The sequence below is a fragment of the Paenibacillus sp. SER-28 genome, assembly GCF_052906305.1.
Window position 1 is genome coordinate 16,468 of the sequence record NZ_JBRECM010000010.1, and the last position, 17,091, is coordinate 33,558.

11 protein-coding genes are annotated in these 17,091 nt (G+C 48.1%); 6 read left to right on the plus strand and 5 right to left on the minus strand.

Annotation, left to right across the window (positions count from 1 at the left end; all coding sequences use genetic code 11):
• Positions 1 to 260 precede the first annotated feature (260 nt).
• Complete coding sequence (locus ACUYLD_RS19940) at positions 261 to 4,547, plus strand: S8 family serine peptidase (protein WP_446675813.1); 4,287 nt, start codon at positions 261 to 263, stop codon at positions 4,545 to 4,547.
• An 83-nt stretch (positions 4,548 to 4,630) separates the two neighbouring features.
• On the opposite strand, the gene ACUYLD_RS19945 is transcribed toward ACUYLD_RS19940, so the two are convergent.
• Positions 4,631 to 6,121 (minus strand): sensor histidine kinase, encoded by a 1,491-nt coding sequence (locus tag ACUYLD_RS19945; protein ID WP_446675814.1) that lies wholly within the window; start codon positions 6,119 to 6,121, stop codon positions 4,631 to 4,633.
• Entirely contained in the window at positions 6,118 to 6,804 is a 687-nt protein-coding gene (locus tag ACUYLD_RS19950; RefSeq protein WP_446675815.1) for a response regulator transcription factor, read from the minus strand. Before ACUYLD_RS19950 ends, ACUYLD_RS19945 begins: the two co-directional genes overlap by 4 nt.
• A gap of 289 nt (positions 6,805 to 7,093) precedes the next feature.
• Here ACUYLD_RS19950 and ACUYLD_RS19955 point away from each other — a divergent pair, with 289 nt between their 5' ends.
• The 5 genes from ACUYLD_RS19955 (at position 7,094) to ACUYLD_RS19975 (ending at position 12,796) form a co-directional block, all read left to right on the plus strand.
• Positions 7,094 to 9,412, plus strand: coding sequence for a glycosyltransferase family 39 protein (locus ACUYLD_RS19955; protein ID WP_446675816.1), 2,319 nt, complete (start codon positions 7,094 to 7,096; stop codon positions 9,410 to 9,412).
• Positions 9,413 to 9,429: 17 nt separating this feature from the next.
• Positions 9,430 to 10,521, plus strand: a complete 1,092-nt coding sequence (locus tag ACUYLD_RS19960; protein ID WP_254351709.1) for a glycosyltransferase family 2 protein — start codon at positions 9,430 to 9,432, stop codon at positions 10,519 to 10,521.
• Positions 10,522 to 10,524: 3 nt separating this feature from the next.
• Positions 10,525 to 10,947 carry a GtrA family protein gene (locus tag ACUYLD_RS19965; RefSeq protein ID WP_254351710.1) on the plus strand — a complete coding sequence of 141 codons (423 nt, stop codon included), beginning with the start codon at positions 10,525 to 10,527 and terminating at the stop codon, positions 10,945 to 10,947.
• Positions 10,944 to 11,825: a UTP--glucose-1-phosphate uridylyltransferase GalU gene (galU, locus tag ACUYLD_RS19970; protein ID WP_025723867.1), complete on the plus strand. Its 882-nt coding sequence runs from the start codon at positions 10,944 to 10,946 to the stop codon at positions 11,823 to 11,825. The genes ACUYLD_RS19965 and galU overlap by 4 nt, the downstream gene beginning before the upstream one ends.
• Positions 11,826 to 11,968: 143 nt before the next feature.
• The gene (locus tag ACUYLD_RS19975) at positions 11,969 to 12,796 is read left to right on the plus strand and encodes a class I SAM-dependent methyltransferase (RefSeq protein WP_446675817.1); all 828 of its coding nucleotides are present in this window, start codon (positions 11,969 to 11,971) and stop codon (positions 12,794 to 12,796) included.
• A gap of 167 nt (positions 12,797 to 12,963) precedes the next feature.
• On the opposite strand, the gene ACUYLD_RS19980 is transcribed toward ACUYLD_RS19975, so the two are convergent.
• The 3 genes from ACUYLD_RS19980 to ACUYLD_RS19990 form a co-directional block, all read right to left on the minus strand.
• Positions 12,964 to 13,710, minus strand: coding sequence for a glycerophosphodiester phosphodiesterase (locus tag ACUYLD_RS19980; protein WP_446675818.1), 747 nt, complete (start codon positions 13,708 to 13,710; stop codon positions 12,964 to 12,966).
• An 88-nt stretch (positions 13,711 to 13,798) separates the two neighbouring features.
• A complete protein-coding gene (locus ACUYLD_RS19985) occupies positions 13,799 to 14,860 on the minus strand; it encodes a hypothetical protein (RefSeq protein ID WP_069290878.1) in 1,062 nt (353 codons plus the stop codon).
• 24 nt (positions 14,861 to 14,884) lie between these two features.
• Complete coding sequence (locus ACUYLD_RS19990) at positions 14,885 to 16,780, minus strand: HSP90 family protein (RefSeq protein WP_069290877.1); 1,896 nt, start codon at positions 16,778 to 16,780, stop codon at positions 14,885 to 14,887.
• Positions 16,781 to 17,091: the final 311 nt, after the last annotated feature.

The window sequence follows — 17,091 nt, forward strand, 5'->3', positions numbered from 1 at the left end:
TGTTTTCAAAAATAATCTAGTAAATTCATAACATTTCCATGGAATCTACATGTAATGTTACCCTTATTTTTTCTAAAAATATAAAAAACATATAGTAATATATCCCACCAATATGGTAAGATATGCCTCAAAACTGGCAAGTTAGTCACCAGTGGTCAATTCTATTATTTTAGATATTAAGGGAGGCGTGAGAACAACGGCAGTGGCTTCAAATCCTAGTATGTAGACATATCATATTTTGATTGAAAAGAGGGAAATCTTTGAAAAAGCCGATCATTTTGAAAAAAATACCTGTCGTATCACTCGCTCTTGCCTTGACGGTAAGCTTGTCTCTGCCGTCTGTCAGTTCTGCTGCTACCGCAGATCTACAACTCAACTCATTTTTGGAAGCTCAGCAAGCATTGACTATTGAGGCGGCTCCTGCCTTCATTTCGCCAGAGCTAAGCACAGACTCTTCCCGCCAGGTCAGAGTCATCGTACAGCTTGATGGTGAGCCCTTAGCCGTAGACAAATATGCGGCACGTTCAGGCGTCCAAGCTTTCACAGCTCAATCTGAGCAAAAAGCGGAATCCGCGATTGCCACCGAGCAAACTACGTTCGTGGACCAAGCCGCTGAGCATGGTATTTCTCTCCAGGTGAATTACCAGTACAACACGGTGCTTAACGGCTTGGAGGTCACATTGCCGGCCAATAAGATTCCAGAACTGGCTAAACTGCCAGGCGTAAAATCCATTCATGAAAACAAAACGTATTATTCCATCCCCGTACAGGACCCACCAACACTTACAGCCAGTGAAGCCACTTATGATAACGCACCGCTGGACCAGATTGGTGTTCCTGAAGCCTGGGCCAAAGGATTGAATGGCGAGGGAATCAAGGTCGGGGTTATTGATACCGGTATCGATTATGAGCATCCGGATTTGAAAGAAGCCTATAAAGGCGGATATGACTCTTTTGAACAGGACAACGACCCTTACGAGGAACCGTTCCTTGAAAAAGAGAATGACCCATACGGCACAGGTTTTAGCGGAACGACACATGGTACTCACGTCTCCGGCACGATTGCCGGTAAAGCCGCAAATAAATCCTCAGATATTGTACAAAAGGGTATTGCCTATAAATCGGACTTATACGTGTATAAAGTGCTTGGACGCAATACCAAGACGGGTCGTTCCTCCGGTTCCTCCGCACAGGTCATTGATGGCATTGAACACGCTGTCAAAGATGGTATGAACGTCATTAACCTGTCGCTGGGCTCGGATTCCGAAAAGGACCCGAACTCCCCAGATTCCATTGCTATTAATAACGCTGTACTTTCCGGCGTAGTCGCGGTCATAGCGAATGGTAATGCGGCACAGGATGGCCCTTATTTTTATTCCATGGGTTCTCCCGCAACATCACAGCTGGCGATTTCCGTCGGTGCAGCTACTTCGCCGAGCCATAGCTATTCAAATAAAGCATCCGTCAGTCTTGTAACCTATGGTGATGATGAAAAGCCGAAAACAGTTACATCAGATACCTATTACAATTTTAACATGATGGGTTGGCAAACATTTCATGAGGATTTTTCTTCTATTTTGGGGTCAGAACCATTGGAATTAGTTTATGCCAACTTGGGATATCCAGATGATTTCACTTCTAAAGATGTAAAAGGTAAGGTTGTGATCGTATCGCGTGGCGTCTTGGGCTTCGTAGATAAAATCGCAAACGCACAACAAAATGGTGCAAAGGCTATTATTATTTTTAATGGCCAAGCGAAGTCTAGCGACAGTACACAAGCCAATCTGAGTGAAGCTATCCCTGGTTACGACGGTTACATTAATTCGAATCAAGGAGACAATGTAGATTATATTCCTACCTTTGACATGATAGGAAAAGAAGGTAGAGCACTGGCAAGACAAATCATTGAAAGCCAAAACCACAAACAAAAATTCTTAATTACTTTTGGTGAAGAGTATCGTCGTACTGACAATCCTGGTAATACCATGGCCGGATTTAGCTCCCGCGGACCAAATGGCGATGAACTGCTGAGCATCAAGCCGGACGTGAGCGCACCAGGGGTTGGCATTATGTCAACGTACCCTGCCTTTGCCAAGTTTTATCCGGATGCATCTTATGCGCAGGCTTACAAACGCAGCAACGGAACGAGTATGGCATCTCCGCATGTGGCTGGACTTGCCGTGCTGCTGAAGCAGCAGCATCCGAACTGGACACCGTTTGATATCCGCGCTGCGCTCGCCAACACTTCGATTACACTCTTTGATGAAGATAAAATCCAATATGATGTGTATTCCCAAGGTGCAGGTCTTGTAAACGTTGCGAATGCAATCCAGACTCCAGCCCTGCTGGAAACCGTTGAAAAGATTACGATTCTTGATAAGAACTTTAATCGTCAGGAAGTTGTGAACTACAATCCTTCCGCCAGCTTTGGGGTGTTACGACCTGGTAGTGAAGCGAAGCAAATTCAGCTTCAACTCAAAAACTTGTCCGCTAAGCCTGTGCAATATGAAGCCAGCTATGTTTTACATGATAAAGTTACCTCTGATCCAACCAAGCCTATTGCAACACCTGATGTGAGCAACATTGCCGTTCAGTTGCAGGGGGTTGGCGCAAATGGAGCCATCTCCGCAGAACCAGACAAATCGCAACCGTTCTTCCTGTCTGTACAACCAAATTCGGGTGCAGCCACAGGTGTATATGAAGGGGAAGTTATTCTGAAAAGCGCCGGACTGCCAACACTTCATCTGCCGTTCGTCGTTCATGTGGGCAAAGAAAATCCTACAACTGGCTTCGGCTTGCAGGACTTGAGTGTCACCAACCCGATTATTTATCCGAGTCGTACAGGTGCTCAACGTTCAACAGATTTGACATTCCGCCTGACCACAGATAAAACCAACCAGATCGCGCTTTATGTATACGGCGTAGATGATAAATTAATCGGTCTGATCGATGGAATTACGACCTCCAAGGAACAAGGTGACAATGCTCGCCTCAAACAAGGTGCATATTCCTTCAAGGATATTGACGGAAGTTACGTCGAATTAGATGACAAGGGAAAACCTGTTCTGGATGCTAATGGTCAGCCCGTGATTCAGCATTTGAAGGACGGCGTATACAAGCTGGAAGTCAGTTCTCCAGAACTGAATAAAGACGGCGAAGTCGTACGCAATGCCGACGGCCCTAAACTCTTCACCGCCACTAAAGCTATTCGCGTGGATAATAGCGCCGCATCTAGCGGTAGTGGTGGAGGCGGAGGTGGTGGAGGTGGCGGTAGAAGCAATACTACACCTTCTGCTACAACGAACACATCCACTCCTGTCCCTACATCTGCACCTTCACTTCAAAGCGTTGTGAAACAAGGACAGGCTGTTAAAACTATCACTACAGCCGTTGCATTGAACAATAATGTACAGTCGCTGACAGTAACCGATGCAGATTTGCAGGCTGCCGTGACAGCAGCAGGTTCCAGCCCGACAGCTATTGTACTGTCGGCTACTAGCCAAGCAGGCCAAACGACGAAGGCATCGCTCACTTCCACACAACTGGTAACGTTAGGCAAGGCTTCAGCAGGAAGCAGCTTGATTGTAAGCAATACAGGCTCTTCTATGGCTTTGCCAGTATCCGCTCTGAAAAATGTTCCTGCTGGTGCAGGCATTGAAGTGGTAATCAGCAGCCAGACAGAGGCGAGCAGCACTTTTACAAGTAAGCTGAAAGGCTCCAATGTGATCGGCACCCCGGTAGGGTTTGAAGCTAATCTTGTCACTGGTGGCAAGAGTCAATCGCTCAAAGTTGCGCCAGGACAATTTATTAGCCGATCCTTTACCGTACCTGGTCAAATTGATCCTAATACAGCTGGTGTGCTCTATACGGCGAATGGAAATGTCTATCCAGTTCCATCCGTCTTCACCAAGCAAGCTGATGGATCTACCGTCGTTAAGGTAAGCCGTCCGGGCTTCTCAACATATGCAGCGGCGACACGTCCTGTTAGCTTCGAAGATATTTCATCGTCGTATGCCCAATCCGAAATTCAATCGCTTTCGAATAAGTTGCTCATTAACGGCACAACCGACACGAAATTCTCACCGAAGCAAAACGTGACGCGTGCAGAATTTGCAGCCTTGGTCACCCGGGCACTTGGCCTGACACCAGGTACTACTGCACCATTCAGTGATATTCCGGCAGGTAGCTGGTATGCCGGGGATGTGGCAGCCGCTTATGAGGCCGGATTGATTACAGGTCGCAACAACGACAAGTTTGATCCGCAAGCAAATATCAGTCGTCAAGAAATTGCTGTTGTGCTGGGCAAAGCAGTAGATCTGCTTCAAATCAAAACAGCAGCCGATGGTCCTGCACGCACACCGTACCATGATACTTCATCCTTTGCAGGCTATGCCAAGGATAGTATTGAAAAAGTAAGTGCGGCAGGTATTATTAACGGAGCCACGATTAAAGGCTCTTCCTACTTCCAGCCGAATGCACCTACAACACGTGAGGCATCTGCCAAGGTGCTGCATGTGCTCTTACAAAAAGCTGCACTCATTAACTAACAATTAAAAAGCCCCCCGAGCCGTTATTTAACCAAAGTCGCGGTTCGGGGGGCTATTTTTATGTTACGCCATAATCTTAAATACTATACTGTTCCCGCTAAAGGTAGCGTTACTTTGAATACACTTCCCGTTCCCGGTGTGCTTTCGGCCGTAATGTTCCCGCCGTGTGCTTCCACGATAGACTGTGTAATGGCCAGACCAAGGCCCGCCCCGCCTGAGCTACGTGTACGCGATTCATCTCCACGATAAAAACGCTCAAATATCCGCTCCAGCTGTTCTTTACTCATGCCTGGTCCGTTATCACGAATTTGGATATCCACCAACTTCTTACCTGCAGACAGGTTTACCTGGATCACACCTCTTTCCATATCAGTATGTTGAACAGCATTGTGAAACAGGTTGAGCACTACCTGCTTGATTTTATCCCCCTCTGCCAACACCCGTATACCTGCCGTCATATCAAAAACTACCTTACGTGTACCTGCCAGCATAAGGAGCTGCGGTTTCATTTCCAACAGCAACGCATCTAGTGACATGTCCTCCAGTTTCAACTCCGGTGTTCGGTCCAGCTTAGCCAACAATAGTAAATCAGAGACAAGCTTATTCATGCGCTTGGATTCACCATACATACTTTCTAGTGCTGATTGGAGCTGCTTCGGATTGGATGCTGCTCCACGAAGCAGCACTTCCAAGAAACCGTGAATAGATGTGAGCGGGGTGCGCAGTTCATGGGAAGCATCCGCAATAAATCGTCTCATCTGCATCTGCAATTCCCGTTCGGCAGCAAACGAATGCTCCAACCGTTCCAGCATCCCGTTAAATGAAACTGCCAAACGATCCACCTCATACTGCCCCTGCTCTGCGTCAAAGCGCTCGGCCAGATTGCCCGCATCAATACGTTTGACTGCCTCGACCATCTTGGAGAGGGGGACCAACGTGCGGCGCAGCACAGGAAGCATAAGCGCCAACCCAATCGCAAGCGCAATCAGTGACAATAAAATAAAGGTGCGGAGCTGGTTAATCAACTGCTCTTGCATAGAAGTCGTGGATACGCCCATTTGAAGTAAACCGAACGAACGGTCAGGTGGACCGAGCGGACGGAATACAACCAGTTGCTCTTTCCCCTGAGCATCCGTGATTAATTGATAGCCGTGACGCATACGTTTGCTCTGCTGCATCGCATGATATTGCTCAATGGTGAGACGTGGCGGCTTAAGCCCGTTTTCGTTGGACAAGCTCTGGAAGGTGCCATCTATATCTATAGAAGCGAGCGACATATCCGGCCAGAACAAAAACGGCCCCGGTCGATTATTCCTCCGATTGGTTTGTTCTTGGGGAGCGGTTACCCCACTCTGCTCCTGTGAATCCTTAATCAATAAATCAGCAGGAATTGAATTCAGCTGCGTATCCATAGCTTCTGCCCGACTGCGATACAGAAAATCTTTCATCAGAAAATATTGTAGAAAACCAATTAATACGAGCAGTAAAGCCAAAATGAGTAACGTTCTGGCTAAAAGCTGGGATCGGAGAGAACGGAGCGCATATTTCCTCCGACTTTTCCCTCCCGCCTTCATAGCAGATCCACCCGGTATCCCACACCGCGCAGCGTACGAATGACCCGGTGCTCCTTGTCTTTGAGTTTTTCACGTAAGGAGCGGATGTACACTTCAACAATATTATCCTCGCCCCCAAAATCGTACCCCCATACCCGGTCCAGTATACGACTTTTACTCAGCACAATCCCGTGGTTGAGCACCAGAAACTTCAATAGTTCATATTCGGTAGGCGACAGCTCCAGCACCTGACTCCGATAACGAATTTCCTTCCGTCGATCATCCACTTGAAAGGGTCCGTGAATCACTTCGCCCAGCAGATCGGGGAACTGATTGCGCAAGCGCGCTTCAATGCGAGCCAGCAACTCATTAAAACTGAAGGGCTTCACGACATAATCATCCGCGCCGATCTTCAAACCCTTTACCCGATCGTCTACATCATCCTTGGCGGTCAGCATAATAACCGCGATGTTATCCTCCGTCTCCTTGAGACTTTGGCACACCTCAAAACCGTTCATTTCCGGCATCATCACATCCAGCACCGCTACATGCGGACGAAACTCTCTTGCCAAATCGAGCGCTTCACTCCCGTTCTCGGCGGTTCTGACTTCGTATCCTTCATTAATCAGTCCAAGCTCTAAAAATTGCAAAATATGAGGCTCATCATCTGCCAGCATAATTTTAACTCCGTGTATTGGATTCATTATTTAATCTTCCCTTTCATGTTGCCGCATTTTTCTCATAAAAAAGTCGGTTCATTTTTTACCTGTATCTAATATACCTGAATCCTGTCGCAAAAAAAGCACCTCTGCTCAGCTTTCAGCTAACGTTCAGGGAGCGCTCAGAACCCATTAAGGTACGTATGACATGATAATAGCAAGCCGGTAGTTCACCGGGCCAAGATCAGAAGCGACTGGTCATTCCGCAGTCCTGAAGATAGCGGCTAGAACAACGGAATAATTACAAAGAATTTTCACAGGGAGTGGAATGAACATGATTAAGAAATGGTTTAAGACCAGGGCAGACATCCCCCTGATCATCATTATGCTGATATCCGCATTTTTGAACGGATACAACATCTGGCAAGACAAATATGTAAACACCTACTATACGACGGCCGTAGCAAGCATGCTACAGAGCTTTCACAACTTCTTTTTCGCCTCACTTGATTCTGCCGGATCAGTAACGGTAGACAAACCGCCTGTGGTGTTCTGGATTCAGACACTGAGCGCCTATATATTTGGGCTTCACGGATGGAGCGTTATCTTGCCACAGGCGCTAGCTCAGGTCGGATCGGTCTTGCTCGTTTACTTGCTCGTCAAACCGAGCTTCGGTACGATGGCCGCACGATTGGCCGCCTTCGCCATGGCAACGACACCGATAGCCGTAGCGGTCAGCCGCACGAATAACATCGACGCTATGTTGGTCTTCACACTGTTGCTCGCAACATGGCTATTGTTCAGAGGCATTAGAAATAGCAAAACCGGGCTGATCCTTGCTGCTTTCGCAGTCGTAGGCATCGCCTTTAACGAAAAAATGTTGCAAGCCTATATGATCGTTCCCGCTTTGGGACTGTTCTATCTGCTGGCCTCCAAGTTTAACTGGAAACGAAAAGCAGTAACACTGGTAGGATCAGCAGTTGTCCTCCTGATCGTATCGCTCTCCTGGGCAGTCGTGGTGGACTCCACCCCAGCAGACAAACGCCCTTATATGGGGAGTAGCGGTACCAATTCTGTGCTGAATTTGGCCTTTGGTTATAACGGCCTGTCCCGTTTGACAGGAGATCAGGGTACAGGTGGCACTCGTGGCGGTGAACGCACAGATCGGGACAATATCGCTACAACGAATAGCAGCAATACGAACACAGATCAAGCTCAGACGACTACATCATCGGACAGCACTACCACTACGGATGACTCTGGTGCCAACAACATGGCAACAGGCGGATTCGGCGGCAACGGGCAAGGTGGTCCTGGAGACGGGCAAGGTGGCCAGGGTGTTCCTGGCGGTGGACCGGGAGGAAATTCCGGTGGTGGCATGTTCGGCACTGGCGAAAAAGGACCTTTGCGGTTGTTCCAATCTTCCCTGTCAGGTCAAGCCAGCTGGCTGCTTCCATTCGCATTGATTGCTTCCATCGGTCTGCTTGCAAGCATTCGACGTCGTAATATCACACAAAAGCACAAAGAGGTCATCTTCTGGTTGGCCTGGTTGATTCCCGTAGCTGCATTTTTCAGCGTAGCAGGATTCTTTCATCATTATTACCTGATTATGCTCGCACCACCAATTGCAGCGCTCTTTGGAGCAGGATTCGTAGAATTGTGGAACCAGTATCGTGAGCGTTCCAACTGGCTCTCCTGGCTGTTACCCGCCGCAGTATTGGCAACCTCGGTATTTAGCTGGTTTGTTTTGCAAAATTACAACGATACCATTGGCAGCGGCTGGTCCATCGCGGTATTGATCCTAGGGATCATCGGCACGGCGCTACTGGTAGTAGCACGAATAAAATCTGAGAAGTTCACAAGATTCGCCATCATTGCAAGTGTACTCGCTATGTTTATCGGCCCTGTGTACTGGGCATTGACACCGATCGTCTACGGGGGGAACAGCATGATTCCACAAGCCGGACCGACTCAATTTGGCGGCGGTGGTGGGGGAATGCCGGGTGGCAATGATCGCAATAGAGGCCAGAGCGCTAATGGACAACAAGCCGAGGGAACTCAAACGAATAACCAGACCAATAATATAGAGAATTCCAGTCCTGATGGAAATACTTCAAGCACACAAACAAGTACAGACACGGAACAAAAATCTTCTACCCGCTCCAGAGGGATGGGGGGACCCAACGGTAGCCAAGGTTTAGATCAAAAAACGTTGAGCTATTTGCAAAAAAACAACACAGGTGAAACCTACCTTTTCGCAGCAAGTAATTATTCAACGGCTGCTCCTTACCTGGTCGAGGCCGGACAAAAAGTAATTATTATGAATGGTTTTGTATCTTCCGATCCAGTCTATACCGTCGATAAAATCAAGGCGCTGGTCGAAAGCGGCCAAGTGAAGTACTTCATGATTTCTGGTGGAGGCGGCGGACCGGACGGCGGTAACTCTGAAGTCACTGCATGGATCAAAGAACACGGCAAAGTGATCCCTACAGATGAATGGAAAACAACAACAGGTGCAACAAGTACAGACGTTAAAGCTACCGAGAGCGGAAGCGACACCACAAACAGCAATGCAAACGCCCAGGATGGTCAAGGTGGCCCTGGCGGAGACGAACGTGGCGGAAGCGGTACTTTATACGAAATCACATTATAAATGAGGAGGAACTACGAATGAGTGAACCCATCCGTTATTCCATAGTTATTCCGATGTACAACGAGGAAGCCGTTATTACGGAAACCTACCGGAGGCTGAAACAAGTCATGGGCTCAATGGGTGAGCCCTACGAGTTGATCTTCGTAAATGATGGAAGTTCGGACCGCAGCGTCCAATTGATCAAGGAATTCAGTCTCAGAGATGACACCATTGTATTGATTGATTTCTCTCGCAATTTTGGTCATCAGCTAGCGATTACTGCCGGGATGGATTATGCGGTAGGAGAGGCGGTCGTCGTCATTGACGCCGACCTCCAGGACCCGCCGGAACTGATTGTTGAGATGGCTAACAAGTGGAAGGAAGGCTATGAGGTGGTCTACGCCAAACGGCTCAAACGCAATGGCGAAACTCGCTTCAAGAAATGGTCTGCCAGCCTCTTCTACCGTGTACTTAAAGCATCAACGGATATTAATATCCCGGTCGACACCGGGGACTTCCGCCTAATGGATCGCAAGGTCATAGAAGAATTGAAACGGCTACCGGAAAATAACAGATTCGTTCGTGGACTGGTCAGCTGGATCGGGTTCAAACAAACTGCTGTAGAATATGAGCGTGACGAGCGGCTCGCAGGCGAAACCAAGTATCCGTTGAAACGAATGATCAAGCTCAGTCTGGACGGGATCACATCCTTTTCGATTAAACCGCTTAAGCTGGCAGGGTATATCGGTGCGCTTCTATCCATGTCCGGCTTCCTGTATCTGATGTACGTACTGTTTCTCAACTTTTTCACCGACTCCTATGTAATGAAGGGCTGGTCGTCTATGATTAGCATCAGCCTGATCTTCGACGGGGTGATCCTGATCATTCTCGGTATTATGGGTGAATATGTTGGACGGATTTATGACGAAACCAAAGCACGTCCGCTTTACATTGTCCGTGAGCATCTGGGTGGACAATACGAAAACGGTCCGACACATGCTATGAAAGCCCCTGAACCCCGTGAATCCCTGTACATGCAAGGAGCCCGTGATAGCCTGATTTCGGCAGGACGCACAGTGCACGGCAACAGTGCGGTATATACCGGACCCAAATCCGGTCATGGAGCCTAAACCATGAAAAGTCGCATGGCCCAGCTGCTTCCTATGATCCGATTTGGCATCGTAGGTCTGGTAAATACGGGTGTAGATTATATCATTTTTATGCTGCTGGCTTGGGTCGGAGTGCCGGTCATTGTAGCCCAGATTATTTCGTACAGCTGCGGCACAGCCAACAGTTATATTTTGAACAGCAAATGGACATTCAACGAACAACTATCAAACAACACTAATAAGCGTCAATTACCTAAATTTATCGTCATCAACCTCATCGTATTGGGGGTAACCTCCTTATTACTGCAGGTGCTTCACACTGGAACCGAGCTGCCACTTGCTTTAAGCAAGCTGATCGCCACCGCAGCCGGAATGATCATCAATTATATCGGGAGCCGATACTGGGTGTTCGGTTCCCCATCACGAAAGGAAAGTGAGTTTCTATGAGAAAAATTACAAAAGCTGTTATTCCAGCCGCCGGATTAGGAACCCGTTTTCTACCAGCTACGAAAGCTTTACCGAAAGAGATGCTTCCAATCGTAGACAAGCCGGCTATTCAATATATCGTAGAAGAAGCCATCAAGTCCGGAATTGAGAGCATCATTATCGTAACGGGGCGTAATAAAAAAGCCATCGAGGATCATTTTGACAAGTCTGTGGAGTTGGAGCAGGTACTGGAGAGCAAAGGTAAATATGATCTCCTACGTGAAGTTCAAAGCATCGGGGGTAAAGCAGTCATTCACTATATCCGTCAAAAAGAACCCCTCGGCCTGGGACATGCGGTCAGCTGCGCTCGTCAGTTCATTGGCGATGAGCCCTTCGCCGTGTTGCTGGGCGATGATATTATGAATTCCTCCACCCCGGCGATTCGTCAAATGATGGATGTTTACGAAGCGACTGGAAAGCAAGTGGTCGGCGTGCGCACAGTGGAAGAACAGGATGTAAGTAAATACGGCATTATTGACTCCACTCACCAGAACGGTCTCATTCACGAAGTCGGTGGGCTTGTTGAAAAACCTTCTCCGGCAGAGGCTCCTTCGCGGCAGGCAGTCATTGGTCGGTATGTGTTGGAGCCTTCCATTTTCTCTATATTGGAAAACCTGTCCACTGGAGCGGGCGGTGAATACCAATTGACAGATGCCCTTCATCAAGTAGCATTGCAGAACCAACTGCTCGCATTAGAGCTGGAAGGCACACGTTATGATATTGGAGATAAAGCTGGATATCTGGAAGCCGTGCTCCACATGGGTATGCAACGCGAAGATTTGCGTCCGATGCTTGACTCCATGATGCGCGAGTGGGCGCTTGCTTCAATGATAAAATAGGGGAATTTCCTCCCTCCGAAATCCGACGGGTGCTGTGAAATCACGAGAGTAGATGGATGAACATGTAAACTTGTACAATATAGGAGTACGCAGCATTTGAATCTACACGGCCGCCCAGTCGAAACTAAGGAGGAAAAGGACCTATGATCCCTGAGGGAAATCTGCAAAGTAATGTGGATCGTTTCAACGGTTTTGCCGACAACTACGATCAGCACCGCCCGGAAGCACCGTCACTCGTCGTGGAAATCATCAGCCGCTATCTGGAGCGAAATGTAGAGCTAGTTGCCGATATTGGCTGCGGTACAGGACTTTCAACTTTCATATGGGAAAACGCCGCTCGGCAAATCGTCGGTATCGAGCCTAACCCGGACATGAGAGGAAAAGCACAGCACAAGCTGGAAACAGCAGGAACGACAATGGCAGAAACCATTTCCTTCAAAAGCGGGTTCTCCAACAACCTGCCCTTTGAAGACGGAACTGTAGACGTCATTACCTGCTCTCAATCCTTTCACTGGATGGACCCCGAGAGCACGCTTCAGGAAGCGGGCAGGGTCTTGGCTCAGGGCGGCGTGTTCGCGGCCTTTGACTGTGACTGGCCTCCGGTGCTGCAATGGCAGATAGAGCAAGCTTATACAGAGCTTATCACCAAGGCGGATACCCTTTTGGAACAGGAAGCCCCTGTAGAGCAGCAAGCTCATAAATGGAGCAAGGATCAGCATTTAGCTAATCTGCACCGCAGCGGACACTTCCGATATACCCGGGAGATTGTCTTTCACAACCGTGAGCAATGTGACGCAGCTCGTTATACAGGGCTCGCTCTCAGCCAAGGGGGTATTCAAAGTCTTTTCAAACTTGGCAATCGAGCGCTTGACGACGATATAGCCCGCTTCGTGAAGCTGGTAGAGAATCATTTTCAGGGCAGAACACTAGATATCCTGTTCAGCTATCGCATGCGGCTCGGCATCAAGTAGAAAGGAATCAAGGTCATCGTGGATGATACGCTCTTCGGCTTAAGGCAAAAAAGACTCTCCCTCGCCTCGTAAAAACGAGTGCGTATAGGAGAGTCTTTTTCACTTCAATAAATAGTCACAGTCATATCCCTGCAAACCTAAGTCACAGTTCCGCTGTGTGTTTCGACTTAGGAAGAGCGAACAGCCAACAAATGCGCCAACCGATCAGGGTAGTCCGTGATGATGCCGTTCACCCCGGCCTCCAGCAGACGCTTCATTTCTTCCGGTTCATTCACCGTCCATGGGTGGTAGACGACGCCTAATGCCAAAGCCTCTGATACAGCTTCTGGTGTAACAACTTGTTTGTAGGCATGAAGTGCTGTAACCCCGAATTGGGTGGCATACTCCGATGGACGAACCATAATTTCGATATACAGCGCCCCCGTCTTGATCTCAGGAGCAAGCTGCGCACAGAGCGCCAGCGATTCGTGATTGAAGCTGGATATGATTACCCGCTGTTCCAACCCAAAACGCTTCACGGCAGCAATGACCTCTTCCTCCATTCCCGGATAGAGGTAAATGCTATTTTTCAACTCTAAATTAATAATTGTATTCAAGGACTGGGCTAGTTCCAGTAGCTCATCCAGCATCGGGACCCGCTCACCTCGGAATTTCTCATCAAACCAGCTGCCCGCATCCAGTTTATTTAATTCTTCTAGCGTAATATCCTTTACATCCAGTGAGCAACCTGTCGTACGCTTGAGCGACTCATCATGAATTAGCACCAGATGCCCATCTTGGGTACGCTGCACATCCGTCTCTATACCTGTTGCTCCCAGTTCCAAGGCGTGGCGGAATGCCGCCATCGTATTCTCGGGACATACACCTGAAGCTCCGCGGTGTGCGAAATTAATCACCTTTTCGGTTACGGTCACAACATAACCCCTCCTGTCATTTCACAGGAACATTATACCTGCTCATTGTTTGGGCTGTATAAAATATTCGTCACAGCTACCACTTCTTCTATGCCGTTTGAACAATTTTCCCGATCCAATCGGAATAAAACGTATTCCCGTTCCGTCGATCAAAATCAGCCGCCGCTGATTCTGCCAGTGGCCTAAAATACGCAATGATTTCTGTCAATGTGCGATCCTCTCTAGCCCATTCCAAGGAAGCCGGCAACCGGATCAACCGTTTTTCTCCCGAAGTATCCAACTTTTGCAGTAGACTCACCATCGTCGCGTAAAAATACATCTGCTCCAGCCCGCTCTCATAGTCCAGTGCCATATGTAGATGACGCTCTACCACTTCGATTCCTTGAATTGGATCGGCAATCGCCAAATATTCGATATGCTCCGCTATCGTTTTCAGGAAGTCGCGTTCATCCCGAATTAGGCGATAGCCTTTGCGATGATTCTCCTTTGCCTCATCAACCTCGCCTTGACGATAAAGCGGCAACAGTACCTGAGAAAGCGTCACATGCGGTACTTCTGCACATTTCATCCGTCCCGACAAAATCGGTTTTGCCACGGCAAGCGCCTGCTCGTCTTCTCCGGTCAAGTAGTAGAAACGCACCATCTGGCTTTGCTCGCAGGCCTCACAATCACTCATACTGTCCCGCTCGACCGAGCGGAAGGTATCCAGATATCGCCGTGCTTCATCCAGTTCACCCATGTCCATCGCGATGCGGAACTTATAATAGTAATATGGACGCTCATTATACCCATATTCGGCATAACGTCTGCGCATATCTTCGGCCAGATCTTCTATTTGAGTCTTCGATATATTGGAAAAGCTGCACACCTTCCCGAGTATCCATTTGTAATTCCACAACAGCTCATCTGCGTCGTATTCCTCTGGATTTTGATCAAATTGGCCCAGCTGCCACGAAAAAGCAATCAGCGACTTCAATGGATATCCGTTAAAAATAGCGCAGTCTACAATCTCTCCCCGGATTTCATAAGCAAGTTCCTTCAACCCGGATGTGTCTGCCAAGCGGACAGCTTCTTCCAGAATCGCCAGCTTTGCTGCACCCCCGGGCAGATCCTGCGCCTGTTCCATCAATTCATATATCGTATCTTCCATTTGGCTCCCCCTATAATTACGCAATTACGCATTTTGTCCGTTCCCTAATCCCCAATTGATAAAATGCAGCACACTCCGATTCATCAGTCCCAACTCACTGCGGTTCATCGGGTAGTGCCCCATCATAAGCGCATTCACATACATCATTTCTGTAGCTGCCGTGACCATCTGCGTATCGGTAGCTTCAAGAATCCGCGCCACCACCGGGTTGTTCAGATTAAAGTATAAGGTGGAATAGCCCGAATTTTGCTGAACTCCTGCTTTCAGACTATCAAGCACATTGGAAAAAAGTGAGGTTGTCTCCTCAACCGTGTTTTCCATAGAGCGCAAGGTCAGGGCATCCTGAGAAATAGTATACAACACTGGCAAACTCACAGGCTCAAAACGCTTCAACTCAGCGCGGCAACGCATCGGCTGCAAAGCAGCATCCATGACACGTAGCACACCGTAATAACTCTCGCGTTCTTCCTGCGTTAGCCCGGTAAATGAAAGAGATACTTCCTCAGGGCTAAGACGCTCTGTTTGCAGGTTAGGGTCAATCCAATGCAGCTTTTCCAAAATGTCTGAATCATAAATATAGCCGCCATTGATCACCAACATGGATTGCGCCGCCGCCACATGCGTAATCTGACGATACTCATCTACTGTCGATGTGTAATGCAGTGGACGTCCGTCCGCCTCTTGGATCAGTTCTTTCAGCTCACGCCGCCCAAATGTACTTTCGAAGGAAAACCAACGGTACATTATCCGCAAAAATTCATCATCCTCCACGGCGAGCGCCTTCATGGACAGCTCATGCAAACGAATCCAGTGCTGCAAGCGGTCTGGCTCATACTGCGCCATGCGTAGCAGTTCTTCCCGAATACAGGTCCCCAGTTCAGAACGAACATCGTCAAGCTGCTCATTTTCATAAAAATACTCACGTGATGCCGTTGGTTGCAATTCATCTGTCCAAATCAGGCTTTTAATGAAGAATGCCCATTCCGGCAAAACATTTTCCGCCTTGTCCGACACCAGCATATGCTTCAGGTACACCCGATGCAGCCGCTTGCTGTTCAGATTAACACTGCGAGGCAAAATGAATGCAATCCCGCCTGTTCTGCCCGATGTCGTCCGCAACGGTATAAAATCACTGAAGCGCTCGCCCATCAGGCGATAGCCTAAATCCAGTACCTCACTACGGCGACTCCGTAATTGATCTGGGTCCTGCATCCAGCTCGTCGACGGAAGATTGACCCGTTTGGTCTCCCCATCTACAGACAGCATGACCGGATACGGCAGCAACGCCCCATAATAGAATAGAGACTCCTCCACCTGCGCTGGCTCATAATAAAACTCACTTCCCGGCTTGCAGCGCAAATAAATTTGTGTCCCTACAGGCAGCTCGGTTTCCAATCGACGAATCGTATACGTCCCATCCGGCTTCCCTCTCCATTCCATGGAGATGCCTTCCTTCACCGAGCGGGTCAGCACTACAATTTCATCGCTCACCATAAAGCAGGATAGTAACCCAATCCCAAAGCGTCCGATAAACGAAGTCTCAGAAGCCAGCAAATCGGCTCCCTTCTTGGAAGACTGACCGATGATCGACAAAAAACGGTGAATGTCTTCTTCTGACAATCCAATGCCGTTATCCTGAATCATCAATACCTGATGCTCCCCGGAACCAGATAACTCCACGATGACTTTACCTTCATAGTCGTTACTCTCAGAAGCTGTATCTTCAAGGGCCTTGTCTTCTTGTAATACATTACTTTCAGCAGCAACCTTCCGCAGCTCCTTGCGAGCCGTGATCGCATCTGTTGCATTTTGCAGAACCTCACGTATAAACACTCGCGGACTGCTATATAAATGATTGGCCAAAATATCAATCATACCGCCCAAGTTCACTTGAAAACGATATTCGTCTGTTTGACTCATACAGATCATTCCTTTCTCGAAATACTACAACCACCATTTGGATTTAAATAGACTGTCTTTTAAAGTATAACGTGGATTTAAGTCGGATTGCACACCCTGCATTTCAGATATCAGTACGTTGACAACGATATAATAGGGTCTTTTTTCACCTGGGAAGTCTGGCACTGGGTCTAATTAACTTCATAAAAATGTACGGAGTACGAGCACTTAGTGAATAAGGATCATCTTTGTCTAGTTAAATTTAGTAATAAACATAATATTTATTTAAAATCCACCCTTCTCTTAGAGACCTATATCTATGGAGGGACAAA

Bases quoted from the DNA above. Each gene is read 5' to 3' on its own strand.
- ACUYLD_RS19985 (WP_069290878.1), bottom strand. From the start codon at position 14,860: ATGGAAGATACGATATATGAATTGATGGAACAGGCGCAGGATCTGCCC.
- ACUYLD_RS19975 (WP_446675817.1), top strand. From the start codon at position 11,969: ATGATCCCTGAGGGAAATCTGCAAAGTAATGTGGATCGTTTCAACGGT.
- ACUYLD_RS19955 (WP_446675816.1), top strand. From the start codon at position 7,094: ATGATTAAGAAATGGTTTAAGACCAGGGCAGACATCCCCCTGATCATC.
- ACUYLD_RS19960 (WP_254351709.1), top strand. From the start codon at position 9,430: ATGAGTGAACCCATCCGTTATTCCATAGTTATTCCGATGTACAACGAG.
- ACUYLD_RS19945 (WP_446675814.1), bottom strand. From the start codon at position 6,121: ATGAAGGCGGGAGGGAAAAGTCGGAGGAAATATGCGCTCCGTTCTCTC.
- ACUYLD_RS19950 (WP_446675815.1), bottom strand. From the start codon at position 6,804: ATGAATCCAATACACGGAGTTAAAATTATGCTGGCAGATGATGAGCCT.
- galU (WP_025723867.1), top strand. From the start codon at position 10,944: ATGAGAAAAATTACAAAAGCTGTTATTCCAGCCGCCGGATTAGGAACC.
- ACUYLD_RS19990 (WP_069290877.1), bottom strand. From the start codon at position 16,780: ATGAGTCAAACAGACGAATATCGTTTTCAAGTGAACTTGGGCGGTATG.
- ACUYLD_RS19965 (WP_254351710.1), top strand. From the start codon at position 10,525: ATGAAAAGTCGCATGGCCCAGCTGCTTCCTATGATCCGATTTGGCATC.